Source organism: Mesorhizobium liriopis (assembly GCF_024053505.1).
GTDB classification, from domain to species: domain Bacteria; phylum Pseudomonadota; class Alphaproteobacteria; order Rhizobiales; family Rhizobiaceae; genus Mesorhizobium_B; species Mesorhizobium_B liriopis.
In genome coordinates this window covers 304,857-325,691 of sequence record NZ_JAMXQS010000001.1, presented here as the reverse complement: position 1 = coordinate 325,691, position 20,835 = coordinate 304,857, and the positions used below count along the sequence as shown (strand labels likewise).

Sequence of the window (20,835 nt, the reverse complement as noted above, 5' to 3'; positions counted from 1 at the left end):
GCGATCGTTTTCCCAGAACTTCATACGGAAAAGGGCCGGAAGCTTTCGCCGCCGACCGGTGCGATAAACCGATTAAGCCATCAAAGGTTGCATCGGAAGTGCTGCACCGCACAAAGCCCATGCGATGCACAGATGGCGACTTTAAGATGGTGGTCTAGTTTCGCCCGGCTGCCCAATCGCGCGCCGCGATGAGGATTTCCGTGAGAACCTTCCGCATCGGTTCGGCAAAGTTGCGGTCGAAGGGCACCGGCCAGTTGCCCGGTTCACCCTTGCGGTCTGGCTCGCGCAGATAGCCGCGATCCGACAATTCCATCTGCACCGCATGAATGCCGCGCTCGGGCGCCCCGTGATGGCGCGTGATCCAGCCACCCCGGAAGCGGCCGTTCACCACGGCGGTTTCGCCTGTCGCGTCCATCTTCGCCGCGATCAGCGATTCGAGACTCGGATCGGCGCTCGCGCCGCCATTGGTGCCCAAGTTGAAGACAGGCAGCGTACCGTTGAACAGGCGTGGCAGCACCGAGCGGATGGAGTGGCAGTCGTAGAGCACGACATGCGCATGGCTCTCGCGCAGGCGGGCAAGCTCGGCCGAGAGTGCGGCGTGATAGGGATCGAAATAGGTTGCGCGGCGCCACGCGATCTCGGTCTCGTCCGGCTCGCGGCCGGGCTTGTAGAGCGGGTCGCCATCGAAGGTTTCGAGCGGGCAGAGCGTGGTGGTCGCTTGCCCAGGATAGAGCGAAACGCCGGACGGATCGCGGTTCACATCGATCACCGTGCGCGAAACGGCGGTGTGGACGACCGTTGCGCCGAGGTCGGACGCGAAATCGTAGAGCCGGTCGATCCACCAATCCGTGTCACGCCGCCCGAGCCATGGTGAGACCAGCGCCTCCTCGACCTCGCGCAGGTCGCGCCCCGTATGCGGCAGGCTGACCAGAAGCGGTGCCTTTCCCTGTGAAACGGTCAACCAGTCCGGATGGGCCAAGCATTGCACTCCATGGCGGTTCGTAGAATCGCATGGTTGCGGGCTCGGGCTCGGAATGGCAAGACTTCGCGCTCGAAGCTCCCAAGGAGAAGGCTCATGGAAATCCGCCACGTGACGGAAGACTACGCGGTGTCGCCGCAGATCACGCCCGAGGATGTGGATGCCATCCGGGAGGCAGGCTTCAAGAGCATCATCTCGCATCGGCCGGACGACGAGGTGCTCGACCAGCCGACTGCTGCGAGCATCAGGGAAGCGGCCGAGAAGGCCGGGCTCGGCTTTCGCCACATTCCGGTTTCAGGCTCGGGCATGACGCAGGCCAATGTGGACGAGATGCGCACGGCCCTCGACGAGCTCGAAGGCCCGGTCTTCGCTTATTGCCGCTCGGGCACGCGTTCGACCAACATCTTCAACGTGGTCGAACAGGGGCGCTGAACACGCCGAAGGGGCCGGCATCGCCGAGCTCCTTTGCCATTCGCGAACACCGTCTCCTAGCTGAGCGGCGCGCCGACGATGTCGATGTGGTTGCGCGTACAGGCGACGATGAGCGCTGCCACAGCTTCCGGCGAAGGCGGCGCGAAGGGCGAGATCTCAGTGCTCGCGGTCGGCACGCTCACCTCGCGCACCATGCGCTCGAAATCCCCGCCATGGGTGATCACGAGGCAAACGGCGCCTTCCTTGGACTCGACACGGAAGGAATGCGGGATACCCTTGGGCGCCAGCGCCGTCTGGCCGGCGTGGGCGATCAGATCCTTGCCATCCACATTGAAGCGCATCGTGCCTTCGAGCACGTGGAAGACCTCGTCTTCGTTGCGGTGGATGTGGAGCGGCGGCGATTCGCCATAAGGCATACGGTTCTCGATGACGCTGATCCGGTCGGCATTGCTTGCGGCGGATACGCGGACGATCATCAGGGAGCCGGGGAACTGGAGCAGTTCGCCGTGAACGGTGTTTTGGGAATGGGCGGTCATTGCGGCGTTTCCTTTGAAACAGAAGGCGGCGTCTGTCGCCGTCGCCGCGCTGTCTAAGACCGCTTCGTTTCGCTCCACCGCCTCGCGACACGCGCGAAGTTTCAGGCCGGTAACACTGCCGGAAACGTGAAAAGGGCGCGACGCGGATGCTCGCGACGCGCCCCTCCTCGACCGGACAAATCGCGATCAGGCGAATTTCTCGCCAGCCGCCGCCCAGTTCACGCGGCCGGTCAGCACCGCTTTCACATGCTCGGGCCGGCGGTTCTCGTAGTCGAGATAATAGGCGTGCTCCCAGACATCGATGCCGACCAAGGGCGTCAGATTGTCGGGCAGCGGATTGCCAGCATCCTGATAGCCCCTGATCGCGAGCTTGCCATTGTCGGCCACGAGCCAGACCCAGCCCGTGCCGAACACCTTGTCGCCTTCCGCGACCATGGCGGCGACGAGGCCATCCACATTCTGGTAATCGCGTGTGACGGCCTCCGCGAAAGCGCCGGTGGGTGCTGTGGGGCCGCCCTTGAACTGGTCCCAGTAGAAGACGTGGTTCCAGGCCTGCCCAGCCTGGTTGAAGATCGCGTCCTTGCCGTCCTTCTTGGAGGCTTTCACCACCTCTTCGAGCGACATATCGGCATAAGGCGTGCCGGGTGCGAGTTCGTTGAGCTTTGTGTAATAGGCCTTGTGGTGCTTGCCATAATGCAGGCCGACCGTGCGAGCCGAGATTTGCGGTGCAAGCGCGCCCTCATCATAGGGCAGCGGTGGCTGCTCGAACGGGACGGCAGCGCGCGCGAGGTGGGGTGTGAACAGCGTGGTCGCGGCAGCGGCGGCACCGAGCGCAAGCGCGTCCCGGCGTGTCAGTGAGGCGGTCATGCAGATTGCTCCATTGGCGTTGCTCCCTCTCTTGTGACGCAACGCGACGCGCAAACTGGCGTTCCCCGGCTTTTCTTTTTTGAGCCTTTCCGTTTTCAGGGGGTTCATAGGCTCCTGGTCTGCAAATTCGGACAGGCGTGACTTATAATAACGCGATGCCGATCCGCCTTCTGTCCGAAACCACCATCAACCAGATCGCCGCCGGCGAGGTGGTCGAGCGGCCTGCGAGCGTGGTCAAGGAACTGGTGGAAAACGCGCTCGACGCGGGCGCCACGCGCGTCGAGATCGCGACTGCCGGCGGGGGATTGGGGCTCGTGCGCGTCAGCGACAATGGCGGTGGCATTCCGCCCACCGAATTGCCTCTTGCCGTTTCACGCCACTGCACCTCGAAGATCGAAACCAGCGCGTCGCTCGATGACATCCGCACGCTGGGCTTTCGCGGCGAGGCGCTGCCCTCGATCGGCGCAGTTGCGCGGCTATCCCTGCGTTCGCGCCAGCCGGGTGCAGCGGAAGGAGCTGAAATCCTCGTCGAGGGCGGTGCGGTAAGCGGCGTGATGCCGGCTCCGGCCAATCCGGGCACCGTCGTCGAGGTGCGCGACCTTTTCTTCGCAACCCCGGCGCGCCTGAAATTCGCCAAGGGCGAGCGTGCCGAATCCTCCGCCATCACGGATGCCGTACGACGCATCGCGGTGGCCTTCCCGCAGGTGCGCTTCACGCTGTCGGGCACCGACCGCCAGACGCTCGATTTCCTGCCGCAGGCGGCGGACGAGAACGGTCAGCTGGCGCGGGTGGCGCAGGCGCTGGGCGCGGAGTTCAAGGAGAATGCCGTGCCGCTCGACGCGGTGCGCGAGGGCGTGCGGCTGTCGGGCCATGTCTCGATTCCGTCGTTCAACCGGGCCAACGCGCTTCAGCAGTATTTCTTTGTCAACGGACGGCCCGTGCGCGACCGCCAGCTGGCCTCGGCCCTGCGCGCGGCCTATGCGGATCTTCTGCCGCGTGATCGGCACCCATTGGCAGCGCTCTTTGTTTCGATCGACGGACGCGATGTCGATGTGAACGTGCACCCGGCGAAAGCCGATGTGCGCTTCCGCGATCCCGGCCTCGTGCGCGGACTTCTGATCGGTGGCGTGCGCGAGGCCCTGGCACAGGCGGGCATCCGGCCGGCGACGAGCGGTGCGCAGGCGATGCAGCAGGCGTTCCGGCCGGGCGGGATGAGTGGCGGGGCGTCAAATGGTCTGGGCGCTTATCGGCCACAGCCTGCGTCCTACTCTTCCCCAACCTATGCCTCGTCGCCGGCAGCGTCGCCCTATCGGCCGCTCGATCTTGGGATGGCCGAGTCATCGCAGGCGCGGTTCGCGACTGCGCCGGCCGCCGATGTCAGGGCCGAGGCCGAGGTACCGGCTGCGGCCTTCACCTCGCCGCTCGGGGCTGCACGCGCACAGGTGCATGACAATTACATCGTCGCACAGACCGAAGATTCGCTGATCATCGTGGATCAGCACGCGGCTCATGAACGGCTGGTCTATGAGGCGCTCAAGGACGGGCTCGACAAACATGCGTTGCCCACGCAGATGCTTCTTCTGCCCGAAATCGTCGACCTGCCCGAGGAAGACGTGGACCGGCTCATCGCGCATGCCGACGAATTCCAGCGCATGGGCCTGTCGCTCGCGCGTTTCGGACCGGGTGCGGTCGAGGTGCGTGAGACGCCATCCATGCTGGGCGAGATCGACGCCGCCCGGCTGGTGCGGGATCTGGCCGACGAGCTGGCGGATGGCGAAGCGTCGAGCGCGTTGCGCGACCAGCTTCATCGTGTCGCCTCCACCATGGCCTGCCACGGCTCGGTTCGCTCGGGACGGCGGCTCAAGCCCGACGAGATGAATGCGCTGCTGCGCCAGATGGAGGCCGTGCCGGGCTCGGGTACCTGCAACCACGGGCGTCCGACCTATATCGAACTTAAGCTGCACGACATCGAGCGGCTGTTCGGACGGAGATGAGATGAAGGTTCTGCTGCTTGCCGGGGCGCTCACGGTTTTCGCTTCATGCGCGATGGCCGACGAGGCTTACGACTCATGCGTGGACGCCAACACGTCCAACACGGCTTGGGCGCAATGCGGCGCTGATTTCATCAAGCGCGAGGACGACCGCCTGAATGCTGCCTGGAAGAAGCTGTCCGACCTCGTGTCGGGTCAGAGCAGGACCGATCTTCTGGCCGAGGAGCGCCTGTGGAACACGTTCAAGGAAGCCTCCTGCAAGGTCTATGCGAACGGCGACTGGGGCCGAGAGGGCGAGGTTCTTTCCTTTCCCGCCTGCCGTGCCGGCGTGATCGCCGAGCGGACGAAGGCCTTGAACAGCTATATCGAGCAGATGAGCCCGCAATGACCGGCCTCTCACCCTTGATTGTCTTGACCGCCGCGCCGCTCTGTGGCGAGGAAGAAAGAATGACAGGAACTGGCAACCGATGATGAACCGCTTCGAGGGCCCCGGCGGACGGGAAGCCCGCATCCGCTATCTCGACGGGGACTTCCAAGTCACGAGCCCCGGCGGGTTCGTGCGGTGCGCGGTGACGGGCGAACCGATCCCCATCGACGAGCTGCGCTATTGGAGCGTGAAGCGGCAGGAGCCCTATGTCAGCGCTGATGTCTCGTTGGCACGCGAGATCGAGTCCGAGCCGAGCCTCAAGAAGCGCTGAAGTTCTTCAGCGCCTGTTCGATCAGCGCCTTCGGGGTCCGTTCATCGCGGAAACGCGCCGCGACCTCGAGTACCACGAGGTTTGCGATAAACTCGCCCGATGCGAGCGGTTGAAGCCGTGCGAAGTCTTTCGCCGTGGTTGCGAGCGTCAGGCTCGCTTTTTTCGCATCGGCGAGCAGGCTGTCGAGTTCGCCTCGCGTGAAGGCGTGGTGGTCGGCGAAGCTGCGCCGGACTGCGACCGCCGCTCCCGCTTCCGACAGGCTGCGGTAAAATTTTTCCGGCCGGCCGATGCCGGCAAAAGCCAGCACGTTTCGACCGGCGACGGCTTTTGGGTTTTGCGTGACCAGATGAGCGCGGTGAACCGGGAGTTTGCTGGCCCTCGCTTCATCCAGAAAATCGTCGCCCCCCTGCCCCTCTCCCATCGCGACCACAGCGTGGGCGTAAGCCAGTTGGAGACCGATCGGCGCACGCAGCGGGCCTGCCGGGAGCAGTCTTGCGTTGCCGAGCCCGGCTGCGGCATCGACCACAAGCAAGGCCAGATCGAAACGGATGCGCGCGCTTTGAAAGCCGTCATCCATGATGGCGAGATCGCAACCCGCCTGACGCAAGAGTTCGGCGGCGGCGGCACGATCGGGCGAGACAGCGGTCGGCGCGTGCCGGCTGAGGAGCATCGGCTCATCGCCGACCGCCGCAGCGGTGTCGGACGCCGCGACAAGCCGCGCGTGCGAGCGACCGCCTCCATGGCCGCGCGAGAGAAATCCTGGGTTGAGGCCCATTGCCTTCGCACTCTCAGCGAGCGTGATCGACAGCGGCGTCTTGCCCGTGCCGCCGACGGTGGGATTGCCGACGCAGATCACCGGAAGGCCGGTGCGGACACGCGGCGCGTTGCGCAGGCGGGATGCGGCGACCGCGCCATAGATCGCGGCAAAGGGCGAAAGCAGCGTCGAAACGAGGCCGGGCGGCTCGCTCCAGAAGCGTGGCGCGGAGCCCAGCGCCATCCGTGCTACTCGCCCGCGTTCCGCAGGCGCGCCTTGACCAGCAGAGGCTGGATGAAGGGTTCGAGCGCTATCATGGTGCGCTCCAGCGCACCGCGCATCTCTTCCACGGCCTGCGCGCCGGCCTCCATCATGGTGTGGCGCGCGGTTTCGTTGGACAGGAGATAGTTCACTGCACCCGCCAGCATGTCGCCGTCGCGCACGAGCTTGGCGCCGCCGCTCTCGATCAGCCGCTGATAGGCATCGCGGAAATTCTGCACATTCCGCCCGGCCAGGATCGCCGTGTCGAGCATAGCAGGCTCGAGCGGGTTCTGTCCGCCCTGCGCTTCGAGCGAGCGGCCGACAAAGGCGATCTCGGTCAGGCGCAGGAACAGGCCCATCTCGCCCACCGTATCGCCGAGCAGGATATCCGTATCCGGCGTGATCTTCGCATTGCGCGAGCGCCGGGCGAGCTTGAGGCCCATCGCTTCCAGCTCGGCAGCGAGCGCGTCGGCGCGGTCTGGGTGGCGCGGAACGATGATCGACAAAAGCCCAGGGTGCCGGTTGCGCAAAGTGGCGTGCACTTCCGCCGCCACGCGCTCCTCTCCGTCATGGGTCGAAACGGCGGCCCAGGTCGGGCGACGGCCGATCTGCTTGCGCAAGGCGCTCAGCGCCTTCTCATCCACCGGCGGCGGATCGACATCGACCTTGAGATTGCCAGAAACCGTCACGGGCCGGGCGCCCAGCGCGCGGAAACGTTCGCCGTCTTCTTCCGACTGCGCCACCACATGGGCCAGGTTCTCGAACAGCGCCTCGGCCACGTGAATGCGCTTCTGCCAGGATTTGAACGAGCGGTCCGACATGCGACCGTTCACGAGAACCTCGGGGATGCGACGGCGGCCGAGTTCCATGATGGTCATCGGCCAGATCTCGGACTCCGCGATGATCGCGAGGTCGGGACGCCAGTGGTCGAGGAAGCGGCTGACCGCAGGCTTCAGGTCGAGCGGCACATATTGGTGAATGATACGATCGCCCAGCCGCTCTTCGGCGAGCTTGGCAGAGGTGACGGTGCCGGTGGTCAGCACCACATGGACGCCGAGCGAGAGGATGGCATCGACAAGCGGGGTTACTGCCAGCGTTTCGCCGATGCTCGCGGCATGGACCCAGATCACCGGTCCCTCGGGCCGCGCGCGATTGGTCTTGCCGTAGCGTTCGCGCTTGCGGCGGGGGTCTTCCTTGCCCTTGGTCGAGCGCCAGGTGACATAGGCGCCGACAAGCGGAAAAGCCATCGCACCGGCAATGCCATAGGTGCGCAGAAGTGTGCGGGCCCAGCGTTCGCTCATGCGGCCAAGCCCTTCAAACGGCGGTCAGCCTCTTCGGTCGCGAGGTTGAGCGCATCGGTCAGCGCCTGCCGCTTCTCTTCCATCAGCGCTTCATCGGCATCGACCGGCACCTCGATATAGGGGCCGAAACCCAGTGCCGAGCGGCCGAAAGGCAGGTTGATGGTGGTCTTGTCCCAGCTCTTCTCGATCACCCTGCGCCGGCTCGTCGCCACCGCCGAAGGTACGATGGGTCGGCCGGAAATCTTGGCGAGCGTGATGATGCCGAGGCCCGCTTCGCGCGGGGTGCCGTGGGGAATGTCTGCGATCATGACCACGCTGGTGCCCTGATCCAGCGCCTTTTTGAGGGCGACCAGCGCGCGCGCGCCGCCTTTATCCACATTATGCCGCGGCTTGCCGCGCCCACCCGAGCCGCGCACGACCTGATGCCCGAAACGCTCGATGACCATCGCGTTCATCTCGGCATCCGCACTGCGCGAAATCAATGCCGCGATCTTCGTGCCCTTCGGGTTGAATGTCGGCACCATCAGGTGCTGGCCATGCCAGAGCGCCACGATCACCGTGTCGTCCGCCGTGTAAGGGATTGGCATGGAAGCAGGCGACAGGGGATTGGTGAGCCGCACGAAGCGGAGCGCGTTGGTGATGGCGCCCGCCACGACGGATTTCAGGAAGAACGAATCCCGCAAGGGCGCACGCATCTGGCGCCAGAAAGTCTTCTTGGGCTTGGGGCGTGGCTTCTTTGGCTTCGCCGGCGTTTCGCTCAAGGATCAGAGTCCCTGACCGACAGCTCCTTCCGGTTCGAGGAGCTTGTGAAGGTGCACCACGAAATAGCGCATATGGGCGTTGTCCACCGAGGCCTGTGCCTTGGCTTTCCAGGCATCGCGCGCGGAAGCGTAATCCGGATAAATGCCGACGATGTCGAGCGCATCGAGATCGCGAAACTCGGTGCCTGTCAGCGTCTTCAATTCGCCACCGAACACCAGATGAAGGAGCTGCTTGCGCTCTTCGGCCATGGCCACAGATTCCACTCGGATAAAATCGGAAGGCAGGGTTTCTCGCGCGCGGCTTCTCAAGTCAACCGCTTGAGCGTTTCCGCTGCGACCGCGAGGAGCGGCCCCGAGCCTGCGACCAGCAGGCCATGACGCGGATTGCTCGTGGTGGCATAGCGCAGCGGCAAGCCATCCGTATCGAGAAGCGCGCCGCCCGCCTCGCGCAGGATCAGGTCGGCCGCCGCCAGATCCCAGTCATGCGAGTTCGGCTTCACGAAAGTCGCGTCGAGTTTGCCCTTGGCGATCAGCCCGATGCGATAGGCGAGCGAGGGGATATGGCCGTGACGATGCGCCTTTGAGGCATAGGGCTCAGGCAATGCGTCGAGATATTGCTTGGGGCCCGCGATCGTCGGCGTGGCCGTCGAAGGTCGAACATGCAGCAGCTTGCCGTTCAGGAACGCGCCGCCGCCTTTGACCGCCGTGAAGGTCTCGCGCAATGCCGGGCATTCGAGCACGCCAACAAGTGTCTCGCCGTTTTCCACCAGCGCGACGCTCACGCACCAGATGTCGAGCCCCTGCACGAAGGCGCGCGTGCCATCGATGGGGTCGACCACGAAGGTCCGCCTGCGGGCCAGCCGCTCGGGCGAGTCGACCGTTTCCTCGGACAACCAGCCATGGCCGGGACGCGCACCCAATAACGTTTCGCGCAGGTATTTGTCGGACGCATAATCCGCCTCACTGACAGGCGACACGCCTTCCTTCATCCAGACCTGCGGGTCGTGGCGGAAGAAGCCATGGGCAATGCGGCCGGCTTCGCGCGCGGCCTCCGTCAGAAGCGCGAGGTCGGCCCGCAGCGCGTCGGAGTGGGTGTCAGCTTCCGGCAAGGGTCATGTTCTCTATCAGAAGCGTGGGCGCGGCCGTGCCGAAATTGCGGTCGAGATCGCTCGCAGGCACCATTGAAAGGAACATGTCCTTGAGGTTGGACGCGATCGTCACCTCCGACACCGGATAGGACAGTTCGCCATTCTCGATCCAGAAGCCGGAAGCGCCACGGCTGTATTCACCCGTCACCATGTTGACGCCCTGACCGAAGACTTCGGTCACATAGAAGCCGGTCTTGAGCGAGCGGATCATGTCTTCCGCCGACTGCTCGCCCGGCTCGATGGCAAGGTTGGTGGAGGTCGGTGAAACGGACGAGCCGCTGCGAGACCCGCGGCCGTTGGTCTTGAGGCCGAGTTCCTTGGCGGCCGAAGTGGACAGGAACCAGTGCTTGAGCACGCCCTGGTCCACCATCACCAACCTCTCGCCGGCCACGCCTTCACCATCGAAGGGCCGCGAGGCTTGGCCGCGCACGACGCGCGGGTCGTCCGTCACAGTGATGTTCGCCGAAGCCACCTGCTTGCCCATCATCTCGCGCAGGAACGAGGTCTTGCGCGCGACAGAGGCGCCATTGATCGCACCCGACAGATGGCCCGCGATGCCGCGCGCGACGCGGGGGTCGAAGACGACGGTGACAGGGCCGGTCTTGGCCTTGCGTGGGTTGAGGCGGCGCACCGCGCGCTCGCCCGCCTTGCGGCCGATCGCGGCAGGGCCGTCGAGTTCGCCGAAATGCAGGCGTGAGGAATATTCGTAGTCGCGCTCCATGCCGGTGCCCTCGCCCGCGATCACGCTGGCGGAACGCGAAAAGCGAGAGGCGACATACTGGCCGAGGAAACCTTCCGAGGTCGCGAGCACCAGGCCGCCCAAGCCCGCACCAGCACCCGCGCCGCTCGAATTGGTCACGCCCTTCACGGCCAACGCCGACTCTTCCATTTCGAGCGCGGCTTCACGCAATTGGTCGGCGGAAACCACAGTCTCGTCGAGCAGGTCAAGATCGGGGAATTTCTTTGCCAGATCGCCCGCGTCGGCCAGCCCCTGATACGGGTCTTCGGGCGAAACCTTGGCCATGGCGACGGCGCGCTCGGCCAGCATCTTCGGATCGGAAGCAGCGGTTGCCGATACGCTCGCCACGCGGCGTCCGACGAAGACGCGCAGCGAAACGTCGTCACCTTCCGCCGACGAGGTGTTCTCGACCTTGCCGAGCCGCACGGACACGCCGGTGGAGCGCCCGATCACCGCCACCGCATCCGCCTGATCAGCGCCTGCGCGCTTGGCGGCATCGACCAGAGCGGAGACGCGCGTGGTCAGTTTCTCGGTGTCGATATCGACGGGCATCGGCAAAATCCGTTCGGGAGGGGGCTTGCGGCGGTCACCCCCATCTATGGCTGCCCTCCCGCTTCTGCAAGGCGAGAGGGCATGCCGGCTTACTGCGCGACCGGCTTCGTGAGGCGCGGGCCGACGATCATCACGGCCGGCTCCGTCAGCAGAAGATCCTGCGCCGCCTTCTTGGCCTGCTCCGGCGTGACGGCTTCGATCAGAGCCGCGCGGCGGTCCATGTAGTCGATAGGCAAGTGGTCGAGCTGGAGGCCGACCAGCGTGCTGGCAATCGAGGAGGACGAGCCCAGATTGCCGATGGCATAGGCGCCGATCAGGTAGCGCTTGGCGGCGTTCAGCTCTTCCTCGGACGGGCCCTGCTCGGCCATGCCTTTGACGACGTTGCGGATCACGTCCAGCGTTTCTCCGGCACGCTCCGCACGGGTGGCGGTGCCGATCACCAGCGAGTTGGCGTGGTCGTAGCCTGCGAGCGACGAGCCGATGCCATAGGCAAGCCCGCGCTTCTCGCGCACCTCGTCGAACAGGCGCGAGCCCATATCGCTGCCGCCCAGAACCTGGTTCATCAGAACGGCCGCGAAGAAGCGCGGATCGTCGCGCGCGACGCCGGGATAGGCCAGCTGGATGCTCGCCTGCGGCAGTTCGTAGGGAACCAGAATTTCTTGCGCCAGCAGGGGCTGCACGTCCGCAACAGGCGTCAGCTGCGGGTCGGCCGGCAGGTCGCCGAAGACGCGGTCGAGTTCGCGCTTGAGCGTGTCGGGGTCGATGTCGCCGACCACGCCCAGGATCAGGTTACTACGAGCGAAAGTCCGGCTACGCAGCGCGCGAAGGCCGTCCGGCGTGACGCTTTCAAGCGACGCCTTCGTGCCGCTGTCGTCGCGGGCATAGGGGTGCTTGCCGTAAAGCGCTTCCGCCCAGCGACGCGAGGCCTGGGCCTGCGGATCGTTGGCGCGGGCGACGATGCCGGAAAGAAGCTGTGCGCGAATGCGTTCGAACGGCTCACGATCAAAGCGCGGCGCGTTCACCGCGTCGCGCAACAGGTCGAGCGCCTCGTCGCGGTTCTCGGTGAGAAGGCGCATCGAGCCGGCCATGCTGTCCTGGCTCGCATTGAAGCTCATCTCGGCGCCGATTTCGTCCAGCCTGGTCTGGAACGCCTCGCGTTCGCGCTGGCCCGCGCCCTCGTCGAACAGGCCGCTCATCAGGGTCGAAAGGCCTTCCTTGCCTTCCGGGTCCTGCGTGCTGCCGCCCTTGAAAGCGAAGCGCAAGGTGAGAAGCGGCAGCGTATGGTCCTCGACCAGCCACGCTTTCACGCCCTTGTCCGAGACCACTTCCTTGATCTCGATGGCGTGTGCGGGGAGTGCGGCGAGCGAGAAAAGGATGACGGCGAAAAGACGACGCATCATGGCTGCTCCACCTTGTCGGCTGACTGTCCAGGCCTAGGCGGCACCATGGCCGGCGCCTGCACCGGCCCGCCGCTTTCGGCCACCGCACCAGAACCGCCCTTGGGCAGCAGATAGCTCGTCACCGCGCGCTCGGGCACGAGATAGCGCTTCGCGACGTCCTGCACCTGTTGCGGCGTCACCTTCTCGATGCGGCCCGTCCATTCGGCGACATCCTTGACGGTGCCGCCGGTGGCGAGCGTCGAGCCGTATATCTGTGCCAGGCCTTCCGCACTGTCCCGGGCGAAGATCATCGCACGCAGATAGCGCTTCTTGACGCGATCGAGCTCGTCAGGCGTGACGCCTTCGTTCTGGATCCGCGCGATCTCCTTGTCGACCGCGCTCTCCACCGCGTCCAGTTTGCTCTCCCCGCGCGGCGCGCCGTAGACGGAGAAGGTGGTGGGATCGACGGAGGTGCCCTCGTAATAGGCGCCGGCGCCCACTGCGATGCCCTGGTTGACGATCAGTTCGCGATAGATGCGGCTTTGCGCGCCGCCACCGAGCACTTCCGATAAAAGATCGAGCGCTTCGGCCTCGCCGTTCTTGGCTGTCTGATAGGAAGGGACCACCCAGGAGCGGCCGTAGCTCGGCACGCCGACGCGGGCATCACTCAGCGTCACGGTGCGCGCGGCGTTCTGCTCGGGCTCCTGCGGACGGTTGCGCGGCGGCAGATCGGGCCCGCGCGCGATCTTGCCATAGGTGCCTTCGGCCAAGGCACGAACCCGCTCTTCGGTGACATCGCCCGCCACGATCAGGATCGCATTGTTGGGTGCGTAGAACCTGTCATAGAAGGCGACCGCGTCTTCACGGTTGAGCTTTTCGATTTCCTGCATCCAGCCGATCACCGGAATGCGGTAGGGCTGGTTCTGGTAGAGAGTCGCCGCGACCTCCTCGCTCAACAGCGCCTCGGGATCGTTTTCCACCCGCATGCGGCGCTCTTCGAGGATCACGTCGCGTTCGGGGCCGATCACCGCATCGGTCAGTGTCAGGTTGCGCATCCGGTCGGACTCGAAGCGCATCATGGTGGGCAGCGCGTCGGGCGAAACGGTCTGGAAAAAGGCCGTATAGTCGGCCGTGGTGAAAGCGTTCTCGTTGCCGCCGATGCTCGCGACCTCGCGCGAGAACTCACCGGCCGGATGGTTCTTCGTGCCCTTGAACATCAGGTGCTCGAAGAAATGCGCAATGCCCGACTTGCCCGGCGGTTCGTCGGCGCTCCCCGCCTTGTACCAGACCATATGGGTCACGATGGGCGCGCGGTGGTCGGGGATCACGACCACTTCCATGCCGTTGGAAAGCAGGAAGTTTGACACCTCCTCCGCCTTCGCCGCGAGGCTGGATGAAACGATGAGCGCGAGGGCGAAAAAGGCGGAGGCTTTGCGAATCAAGGATAACTCCGGAACTCAGGCGGGAGCGCCCAGAAACCGCACGGTCGTGTCGCCATAATGGCGGGTGTCGAAAAGAGTGAAACCGGCCGGCAGGTCGAAGGGCGCGTCGGATGCTTCCTCCACCACGCAGAGCGCGCCGGGTACCAGCCACTTGCCGGCCAACGCGGTTTCGAGCGCGGGTTCGGCCATGCGCTTGCCATAAGGCGGGTCGGCGAAGACCAGCGTGAAGGGCTGAATCGTGCCCGCCTCGCCCAGCCGCGTCGCATCGCGGCGGAAAATCTTGGTGCGACCGCCCAAGCCGAAAGCCTCGACATTGGTACGGATCAGCCCGCGCGCCTCGGCACCCTCTTCCACGAAGGTGCAGGAGGCGGCACCACGCGACAGGGCTTCGAGACCCAGCGCGCCCGTGCCTGCGAAAAGGTCGAGCACGCGCGCATCCTCGACCACGCCTTCGAAGCGATGCGCGAGCACGTTGAACACGGCCTCGCGCGTGCGATCACTGGTCGGCCGCGTGCGCTCGTCACGCGGTGTGGCAAGGGGCCGCCCGCGGAAACTGCCGCCGACGATGCGCATCAGGTGCGCGGGCCGCGCGGCTTGCCCTTGAACCCGCCACCGCTCGGGCGGCCACCGCCCGGCTTGAAGCCGCCGGGCTTTCCGCCCTTGCCGCCGAACTTGTTGCCAGCCGGGCGATCACCCTGCGGCCGGTCGCCACGCGGACGATCACTGTTCGAGCGCGCACCGAAGGAGCGCTCGCCACGCGGCTTGTTGCCGAACGGACGGTCGCCCTCTCGCTTCTCACGGAAAGGCCGCTCCGAACGCTCGCCTTCGCGGCGCTCGCGGAACGGGCGCTCGGCGCGCTGCTCCCCACCTTCACTGCGCGGACGGAACGACCGCTTCTCTCCCTCTTCGCGAGATGGACGCTCGCCGCGAGGCTTATCCAAGCGAGGACGGTCACCCCCCTCGAAACGCTTGCGCGGACGATCCCCATCCTCGCGGCGGAAGGGGCGGTCGCCGTCCGAGCGCTCGCGGGAGGGACGGCCGTCGCCCGACTTGCGAAACGGACGCTCGGCCCGCTCGCCTTCGGCGCGAGGCTTGCGGAAGGCACGATCCTCACCACCCTCACGTGGCGCATAAGAACGGCGTGGCCGGTCCTCGCCACCTTCCGAACGCTCGCCGCGCGTGTCGCGACGCTGGAAGCGCTCGCCACCGCCTTCACGGCGCGGCCGATCTTCGCGTAGGCCACGTTCTGCCTTCTGCTTGTCGGCGCCTTGCGGACGCGCGCCGGGCGCCATCCAGACATTCGCCGTACGCGCCTTTTCCTCGGGGCGGCCCGGATTGTCCTCGCGACGCTCGAAGCGGGGACGTTCGCTGCGCTCGCCACGCGGGCGATCCGGACGTTCGGTCTTGTCGAATCGGCGCTCGGGGCGCGTCGAGAGGCGGCCGAGTGCATTGTCGCGGCTGTCCTCGCGCATGCGGCGGCGCTTGATCAGTCCACCCTCGCCTTCCTCCACGCGCGCTCTCGCCTCGCGCGGCTCCTGCGGCGTGTTCTCGCGCTGGGTCGGACGATTGCTGAACGGCTTCTGGATGTCGCTTTCGAAGTCGGCACCCGATTCCTCGATCAGACGGTCGCCCAACTGATCGCGCAGGGTGCGGCCCTTGATCTCGAGCACATGGCCTTCTTCGAGTTCGGCGAGTTGGAAAGGTCCGAAGGACACGCGGATCAGGCGGTTCACTTCGAGGCCGAGCGCGCCCATCACGTTCTTGACTTCGCGGTTCTTGCCTTCGCGCAGGCCCACACTGATCCAGGCATTGGTGCCCTGCGTGCGCTCGAGCTCGGCCTCGATCGCGCCATAGAATACGCCGTCCACCGCGATGCCGTCCTTCAGCGATGCGAGCTTCGCTTCGTCCACCTCACCATGAACACGCACGCGGTAGCGGCGCAGCCAGCCGGTCTGAGGCAGTTCGAGCACGCGCGACAGGCCGCCATCATTGGTCAGCAGCAGCAGGCCCTCGGTGTTGATGTCGAGGCGGCCCACCGTCATCAGGCGTGGCAGGCCTTCGGGCAGAACGTCGAAAACGGTCTTGCGGCCTTCGGGGTCGCGGTTGGTGGTGACCACGCCGGCCGGCTTGTGGAACAGGAACAGCCGCGTGCGCTCAGGCGCTGCCAGAGGTTTGCCGTCGAGCTCGATGCGGTCATCGGGCATCACGTTGCGCGCGGGGCTCGTAAGCACCTCGCCATTGACGCGGATGCGGCCATCCGCAATCAGCCCTTCGGCCTCGCGGCGGGACGCGACGCCGACGCGTGCCAGTCGCTTTGCGATGCGCTCGCCCTCGAAGCCGTCGCCCTCGGGCTTGTCGAAGGCGCGCGCACGGCTGCGCGGGGCGGAAGAGCGGTCGCCCTTCGGAGAGGAGCGCTCGGAACTGCGCTCGTCGCGGCGCGGTCGTTTCGGTTTGTCGTCCATGTGGTGGTCTTCGTCCAATCGGGCGCGTAGGTAGCAGAAGTGAAGTGGTTCCGCGAGGCGGATTTGAGCGAGTTTTCGAGGATCAGCCGGCCCGACTTCATGGGACTGGCGCTGAATGAAGCACGAAAGGCCGCTTCGCGTGGCGAAGTTCCCGTTGGCGCTGTCGTGGTGCGGGAGGGCACGGTGCTCAGTCTGGCGGGCAATCGCACGCGTGAACTGAACGATCCGACGGCCCATGCCGAAATGCTGGCCATCCGGGAGGCCTGCCAAACGCTCGGCGCTGAACGGATTTCCGGATGCGATCTCTATGTGACGCTCGAGCCCTGCGCCATGTGCGCGGGCGCGATCTCGTTTGCAAGGCTCAGGCGATTGTATTTCGGTGCGCCCGACCCGAAGGGCGGGGCCGTGGCCCATGGCGGGCGCTTCTTCTCGTCACCCACCTGTCACAGCGCACCGGAGGTCTATGAAGGCTTTCGCGAGGCGGAGAGTGCCGCGCTGCTGCGCGATTTCTTCGAAGCGCGGCGCTAGTTAGTTGCCGACGCCGGGCAGCCAGTCGAACCAGCCGCCTCCGCCACCGCTGCGCTTCTTGGCCTCGGCCTTCAGACGGCGCTCCTTCTTCCACTCGTCCTCGCCCACATCGTTCTGCGGGGCGTCCGCCGACGCCTGGCGATAGGCCAGCGGCGGCTCGCTGAGGAATTTGCGCTGGGTCGGATCGCCCTGGCGCTGTTCCTTCAGGCGCTCGTTGAAGGCGGCGCGGGTCGCCTTTGTGTCGCGGCCATCGCCGACGATCTTCTCGTCCTTGCGCGGCGACGTGTTCACCTTCGGGCTGAACTCCGCCGCACGGGTTCCGTCCATCGCCACTTCGGAGCGGTAGTATGGGTTGTCCTGGTTCTCGGTCGCCTCGGCGCGCACGCGGGCGCGGCGCTGCTCGGGCGATTCGGGCCAGTCCGGGTTCTGCGCGCTCGCCACCGCCTGCTGCGGCTCGACCAGCTGCTCTTTCTGCCCCGGCGCGGGGCGGACCAGTTCGGGCCGAGGGTTGTAGGCGATCTGCTCGCGCTTCTTCGGGCCGATCATCAGGATGTTCGACACGTCGTTCGCCAACTGCTGGCCGGCGGGCGTACCGGTGCCATAGGTCGGCGAGCTCACGCAGCCGCCGAGCGCGACGCTCAGCCCGAGCAATGCGAGAACGGATGCAGGGCCGACCCTGCGCGTCAACTGATGCTGCACCTTGGAAACCGCCTTCCCTTCGCTGCCGCCCTTCATTCTTGAAGGTGCGGCTGCCCCTCTTGCCGCCTATCCCCGAACAATCCGGCGATAATGGGGCGTTTACGCTTAACCAGGCCTTAGCGAAACGCCCCCTCGCCATCAACGCCTAGAGGCGGTGAAGCTTCTTAAACTCGTGGAGAGCCACAGCATCGCGTGCGGAAACATCGGGGAATGCCGGATCGCTGCCGATATCGTTTGTCCACCGCCAGGAACGGGCGCAACGCGTGAGGCCCTTCTCCTCGGCGCGCAGCACGACGGCCGAAATGCCCGGCGCATCGTCCAGGCGGAAGGCGTCCGCCGGCCCGTCGCCCACGACCAGTTCGATGCCGCTGGTGATCGCGATCTCGGCAAGATCGACCGTCTCGATCAGCTTGGCCAGTTCAGCGTCGGCGACCGAAACCGCGACCACAGCTTCCAGCGATGAACCGATGCGCTTTTCCGCACGCGCGATTTCAAGCGCGCCGGTCACCACGCGGCGAACCTGCCGGATCTTCTGCCACTTGGCCGCCAGTTCCGCATCGCGCCATTCCCCAGGGATTTCCGGGAACTGCGTGAGATGCACGGATTGCGCATCCGGGTTGCGGTCGAGCCAGGCTTCTTCCGTGGTGAAGGGCAGCATGGGCGCCCACCATTTCACGAGGCATTCAAACAGGTGCCGCACGGTCTGGAGCGCCGCCTTGCGCTTCACGCTCGATTGCGGCTCGCAGTAGAGTGCATCCTTGCGCACGTCGAAATAGAAAGCCGAAAGCTCGACATTCATGAAATCCAGCAAGCTCTTGGCGATGCGCTTGAAATCGAACCCGTCATAGCCGGCACGCACCAATGCATCCAACTCGCTCAGGCGATGGAGCATCAAGCGTTCGAGTTCGGGCATATCGGCCAAGGCCACCTCGTCGCCCGCGTCATGGGCGAGCGTGCCGAGCATCCAGCGGACGGTGTTGCGCAGCTTGCGATAGCTGTCGACATTGGTCTGCAGGATCGTCTTGCCGAGACGCTGATCCTCCCAGTAATCGGTGGTCATCACCCAAAGGCGCAGGATATCGGCGCCCGACTGCTTCATCACATCCTGCGGCACCACGGTGTTGCCGAGCGATTTCGACATCTTGCGGCCCTGCTCGTCGAGCGTGAAGCCATGGGTGACGACCGCGTTGTATGGCGCGCGGCCGCGCGTGCCGCAGCTTTCGAGCAGCGAGGAATGGAACCAGCCGCGATGCTGGTCCGAGCCTTCGAGATAAACATCCGCCGGCCATTTGAGGTCGGGACGGTCTTCCAGCGTGAAGGCGTGGGTGGAGCCGGAATCGAACCAGACATCGAGGATGTCCTTGACCATGGTCCAGGGCTCGTTGGCCCGGCTCCCAAGGAAACGGTCGCGCGCGCCTTCCGCGAACCAGGCGTCTGCGCCCTCGGCCTCGAATGCGTCGAGGATGCGCTGGTTCACTGCCTCGTCCTTGAGGATTTCGCCGTTCTCGCTGACGAAGATCGCAATCGGCACGCCCCAGGCGCGCTGGCGCGAGAGCACCCAATCGGGCCGCTCGGCGATCATGGCGCGCAGGCGCGTCTGGCCGGCCGAGGGCACGAAGCGGGTGGCGTCGATGGCCGACAGCGCGCGTGAGCGCAACGTGGTGTCGTCGCCGAGGTCCTTGTCCATGGAAACGAACCATTGCGGCGTGTTGCGGAAGATCACCGGCTTCTTGGAGCGCCAGGAATGCGGATACTGGTGCTTGAGCCGCCCGCGTGCGAACAGCGCGTCGTGGGCGATCAGTGCCTCGATCACGGCCTTGTTCGCATCGCCCTTCTTGCCATTGTCGTCGATGACGCGTGCCGCACCGCCCTCGCGGTCGGGACCGAAGCCCGGCGCGTCCTTGGTGTAGAAGCCGGCATCATCGACGGGGAACGGGATCGTGGTGTCGATGTTCGCCGCGCACAACGCAGCGGCAGCGTCGATCCAGGCGTCGAAATCCTCGCGGCCGTGGCTGGGTGCCGTGTGCACGAAGCCGGTACCGGCATCGTCGGTGACGTGATCGCCGGGGAGCATGGGCACGGTGAATTCGTAACCACCGCCAAGGCCCTTCAGGGGGTGCGAAAGCTGTATCGCTTCAAGCTCATCGGCTGAAACGCTGCGGATCAGATTCAGGGTGAGCTTCGCCTTTTGAGCCGCGTCCGCGCTCAGATTCTGCGCGAAGATCAACGTCTCGCCGGGCTGCGGGCCGAAGTCGTTCTCGGCGCTCGCGACCTCGTAAAGGCCATAGGCGACGCGTGGCGAATAGGCGACGGCGCGATTGCCGGGGATGGTCCAGGGCGTGGTGGTCCAGATGACGACCGATGCGCTGGACAGGTCGCCGCTGCCGTTCGCCACCCGGAACTTCACCCAGATCGTATCGCTCTCATAATCCTGATACTCGACCTCGGCCTCGGCGAGTGCGGTGCGCTCGACCACGCTCCACATCACCGGCTTCGAGCCGCGGTATAGCTGGCCGCTGGTGGCGAATTTCAGGAGTTCGCCCGCAATCCGCGCTTCGGCATGGAAGGCCATGGTCGTATAGGGGTTCTTGAAGTCGCCGACCACGCCGAGGCGCTGGAACTCCTCGCCCTGCACCGCGATCCAGTGGGCGGCGAATTCGCGGCATTCCTGCCGGAATTCGTTGATCGGCACCTCGTCCTTGTTCAGGCCCCTGGCGCGATACTGTTCCTCGATCTTCCACTCGATCGGCAGGCCGTGGCAGTCCCAGCCGGGAACGTAGTTGGAGTCGTAGCCGCGCATCTGGAAGGAGCGCGTGATGACGTCCTTGAGCACCTTGTTGAGCGCATGGCCGATATGGATGTTGCCGTTGGCGTAAGGCGGGCCGTCATGCAGCACGAACTTCTCGCGCCCCGCCGCGTCCTCGCGAAGGCGGCGGTAGAGGTCCATGTCCTGCCAGCGGGCAACGATCTGCGGCTCCTTTTCCGGGAGCCCTGCGCGCATCGGGAAATCGGTCTTGGGCAGGAAAAGCGTTTTCGAATAGTCGTCGGTCATGGCGAAAGGCTGCGGTCTCGAACGGGCGAGCTTCGATTAAAGAGAAGCGGTCGCGATAAAAGCGTGGAAGGTCGGCTCAGTCCCGGCCTTCAGGGCGCGCGTCAGGCTGCCCGGAAGACCGGGCCGGTAATTCGCCGGAGATAAGCGGCAGACGCGCGAGAAACCATGGCTGCCCCATAGCGGAGCGGGGAAAAAGAATAAAGTGGGGGCAAGAGCTTATGCGGCTCGCATCGAACGGGCTTCACGGAACCGTC

Annotated in this window: 20 protein-coding genes; 5 read left to right on the top strand and 15 right to left on the bottom strand. The window is 65.5% G+C overall.

What is annotated here, in order from left to right:
• Positions 1–154: 154 nt before the first annotated feature.
• The gene (hutG, locus tag NGM99_RS01550; RefSeq protein WP_252815283.1) at positions 155–979 is read right to left on the bottom strand and encodes an N-formylglutamate deformylase; all 825 of its coding nucleotides are present in this window, start codon (positions 977–979) and stop codon (positions 155–157) included.
• A gap of 96 nt (positions 980–1,075) precedes the next feature.
• Between hutG and NGM99_RS01545 the strand changes: the two genes are divergently transcribed.
• The gene (locus NGM99_RS01545; protein WP_252815282.1) at positions 1,076–1,411 is read left to right on the top strand and encodes a protein tyrosine phosphatase family protein; all 336 of its coding nucleotides are present in this window, start codon (positions 1,076–1,078) and stop codon (positions 1,409–1,411) included.
• A gap of 56 nt (positions 1,412–1,467) precedes the next feature.
• Here the strand turns inward: NGM99_RS01545 and NGM99_RS01540 are convergent, their stop codons facing one another.
• On the bottom strand, positions 1,468–1,947 hold the full coding sequence (locus NGM99_RS01540; protein WP_252815281.1) for a cupin domain-containing protein: 480 nt from the start codon (positions 1,945–1,947) through the stop codon (positions 1,468–1,470).
• A gap of 186 nt (positions 1,948–2,133) precedes the next feature.
• Positions 2,134–2,814, bottom strand: a complete 681-nt coding sequence (locus tag NGM99_RS01535) for a superoxide dismutase (RefSeq protein ID WP_252815280.1) — start codon at positions 2,812–2,814, stop codon at positions 2,134–2,136.
• Between the two features lie 155 nt (positions 2,815–2,969).
• On the opposite strand from NGM99_RS01535, the gene mutL reads away from it, so the two are divergent.
• The 3 genes from mutL to NGM99_RS01520 all read left to right on the top strand — a co-directional run bounded on the left by mutL (position 2,970) and on the right by NGM99_RS01520 (position 5,503).
• On the top strand, positions 2,970–4,808 hold the full coding sequence (gene mutL, locus NGM99_RS01530) for a DNA mismatch repair endonuclease MutL (RefSeq protein ID WP_252815816.1): 1,839 nt from the start codon (positions 2,970–2,972) through the stop codon (positions 4,806–4,808).
• A gap of 1 nt (position 4,809) precedes the next feature.
• Complete coding sequence (locus NGM99_RS01525; RefSeq protein WP_252815279.1) at positions 4,810–5,193, top strand: lysozyme inhibitor LprI family protein; 384 nt, start codon at positions 4,810–4,812, stop codon at positions 5,191–5,193.
• 79 nt (positions 5,194–5,272) lie between these two features.
• Entirely contained in the window at positions 5,273–5,503 is a 231-nt protein-coding gene (locus tag NGM99_RS01520; RefSeq protein ID WP_252815278.1) for a DUF2093 domain-containing protein, read from the top strand.
• On the opposite strand, the gene lpxK is transcribed toward NGM99_RS01520, so the two are convergent.
• The 10 genes from lpxK to NGM99_RS01470 form a co-directional block, all read right to left on the bottom strand.
• Positions 5,490–6,500, bottom strand: coding sequence for a tetraacyldisaccharide 4'-kinase (gene lpxK / locus NGM99_RS01515; RefSeq protein WP_252815277.1), 1,011 nt, complete (start codon positions 6,498–6,500; stop codon positions 5,490–5,492). The genes NGM99_RS01520 and lpxK overlap by 14 nt on opposite strands.
• A gap of 5 nt (positions 6,501–6,505) precedes the next feature.
• Complete coding sequence (gene waaA / locus NGM99_RS01510; protein WP_252815276.1) at positions 6,506–7,819, bottom strand: lipid IV(A) 3-deoxy-D-manno-octulosonic acid transferase; 1,314 nt, start codon at positions 7,817–7,819, stop codon at positions 6,506–6,508.
• Positions 7,816–8,580 (bottom strand): lysophospholipid acyltransferase family protein, encoded by a 765-nt coding sequence (locus NGM99_RS01505; protein ID WP_252815275.1) that lies wholly within the window; start codon positions 8,578–8,580, stop codon positions 7,816–7,818. The genes waaA and NGM99_RS01505 overlap by 4 nt, the downstream gene beginning before the upstream one ends.
• 3 nt (positions 8,581–8,583) lie before the next feature.
• Positions 8,584–8,829, bottom strand: coding sequence for a DUF4170 domain-containing protein (locus tag NGM99_RS01500; protein WP_289852289.1), 246 nt, complete (start codon positions 8,827–8,829; stop codon positions 8,584–8,586).
• 56 nt (positions 8,830–8,885) lie between these two features.
• Positions 8,886–9,689, bottom strand: a complete 804-nt coding sequence (locus NGM99_RS01495; protein ID WP_252815274.1) for a 3'(2'),5'-bisphosphate nucleotidase CysQ — start codon at positions 9,687–9,689, stop codon at positions 8,886–8,888.
• Positions 9,676–11,019 carry a TldD/PmbA family protein gene (locus NGM99_RS01490; protein ID WP_252815273.1) on the bottom strand — a complete coding sequence of 448 codons (1,344 nt, stop codon included), beginning with the start codon at positions 11,017–11,019 and terminating at the stop codon, positions 9,676–9,678. Before NGM99_RS01490 ends, NGM99_RS01495 begins: the two co-directional genes overlap by 14 nt.
• An 89-nt stretch (positions 11,020–11,108) precedes the next feature.
• The gene (locus NGM99_RS01485; protein ID WP_252815272.1) at positions 11,109–12,419 is read right to left on the bottom strand and encodes a M16 family metallopeptidase; all 1,311 of its coding nucleotides are present in this window, start codon (positions 12,417–12,419) and stop codon (positions 11,109–11,111) included.
• A complete protein-coding gene (locus tag NGM99_RS01480; RefSeq protein WP_252815813.1) occupies positions 12,416–13,801 on the bottom strand; it encodes a M16 family metallopeptidase in 1,386 nt (461 codons plus the stop codon). Before NGM99_RS01480 ends, NGM99_RS01485 begins: the two co-directional genes overlap by 4 nt.
• Positions 13,802–13,855: 54 nt before the next feature.
• Positions 13,856–14,413 carry a 16S rRNA (guanine(966)-N(2))-methyltransferase RsmD gene (rsmD, locus tag NGM99_RS01475; RefSeq protein WP_252815271.1) on the bottom strand — a complete coding sequence of 186 codons (558 nt, stop codon included), beginning with the start codon at positions 14,411–14,413 and terminating at the stop codon, positions 13,856–13,858.
• Positions 14,413–16,302: a pseudouridine synthase gene (locus NGM99_RS01470; RefSeq protein WP_252815270.1), complete on the bottom strand. Its 1,890-nt coding sequence runs from the start codon at positions 16,300–16,302 to the stop codon at positions 14,413–14,415. Before NGM99_RS01470 ends, rsmD begins: the two co-directional genes overlap by 1 nt.
• Positions 16,303–16,401: 99 nt before the next feature.
• Between NGM99_RS01470 and NGM99_RS01465 the strand changes: the two genes are divergently transcribed.
• On the top strand, positions 16,402–16,830 hold the full coding sequence (locus tag NGM99_RS01465; RefSeq protein ID WP_252815811.1) for a nucleoside deaminase: 429 nt from the start codon (positions 16,402–16,404) through the stop codon (positions 16,828–16,830).
• On the opposite strand, the gene NGM99_RS01460 is transcribed toward NGM99_RS01465, so the two are convergent.
• Positions 16,831–17,517, bottom strand: a complete 687-nt coding sequence (locus NGM99_RS01460; RefSeq protein WP_252815269.1) for a hypothetical protein — start codon at positions 17,515–17,517, stop codon at positions 16,831–16,833.
• A 157-nt stretch (positions 17,518–17,674) separates the two neighbouring features.
• Positions 17,675–20,581: an isoleucine--tRNA ligase gene (gene ileS, locus NGM99_RS01455; protein WP_252815268.1), complete on the bottom strand. Its 2,907-nt coding sequence runs from the start codon at positions 20,579–20,581 to the stop codon at positions 17,675–17,677.
• Between the last annotated feature and the right edge of the window lie 254 nt (positions 20,582–20,835).

Excerpts from the sequence above, each read along its gene's own strand:
- NGM99_RS01545 (WP_252815282.1), top strand. The coding sequence starts at position 1,076 with ATGGAAATCCGCCACGTGACGGAAGACTACGCGGTGTCGCCGCAGATC.
- NGM99_RS01540 (WP_252815281.1), bottom strand. The coding sequence starts at position 1,947 with ATGACCGCCCATTCCCAAAACACCGTTCACGGCGAACTGCTCCAGTTC.
- NGM99_RS01535 (WP_252815280.1), bottom strand. The coding sequence starts at position 2,814 with ATGACCGCCTCACTGACACGCCGGGACGCGCTTGCGCTCGGTGCCGCC.
- mutL (WP_252815816.1), top strand. The coding sequence starts at position 2,970 with ATGCCGATCCGCCTTCTGTCCGAAACCACCATCAACCAGATCGCCGCC.
- NGM99_RS01525 (WP_252815279.1), top strand. The coding sequence starts at position 4,810 with ATGAAGGTTCTGCTGCTTGCCGGGGCGCTCACGGTTTTCGCTTCATGC.
- NGM99_RS01520 (WP_252815278.1), top strand. The coding sequence starts at position 5,273 with ATGATGAACCGCTTCGAGGGCCCCGGCGGACGGGAAGCCCGCATCCGC.
- lpxK (WP_252815277.1), bottom strand. The coding sequence starts at position 6,500 with ATGGCGCTGGGCTCCGCGCCACGCTTCTGGAGCGAGCCGCCCGGCCTC.
- waaA (WP_252815276.1), bottom strand. The coding sequence starts at position 7,819 with ATGAGCGAACGCTGGGCCCGCACACTTCTGCGCACCTATGGCATTGCC.
- NGM99_RS01500 (WP_289852289.1), bottom strand. The coding sequence starts at position 8,829 with ATGGCCGAAGAGCGCAAGCAGCTCCTTCATCTGGTGTTCGGTGGCGAA.
- NGM99_RS01490 (WP_252815273.1), bottom strand. The coding sequence starts at position 11,019 with ATGCCCGTCGATATCGACACCGAGAAACTGACCACGCGCGTCTCCGCT.
- NGM99_RS01485 (WP_252815272.1), bottom strand. The coding sequence starts at position 12,419 with ATGATGCGTCGTCTTTTCGCCGTCATCCTTTTCTCGCTCGCCGCACTC.
- rsmD (WP_252815271.1), bottom strand. The coding sequence starts at position 14,413 with ATGCGCATCGTCGGCGGCAGTTTCCGCGGGCGGCCCCTTGCCACACCG.
- NGM99_RS01470 (WP_252815270.1), bottom strand. The coding sequence starts at position 16,302 with ATGGACGACAAACCGAAACGACCGCGCCGCGACGAGCGCAGTTCCGAG.
- NGM99_RS01465 (WP_252815811.1), top strand. The coding sequence starts at position 16,402 with ATGGGACTGGCGCTGAATGAAGCACGAAAGGCCGCTTCGCGTGGCGAA.
- ileS (WP_252815268.1), bottom strand. The coding sequence starts at position 20,581 with ATGACCGACGACTATTCGAAAACGCTTTTCCTGCCCAAGACCGATTTC.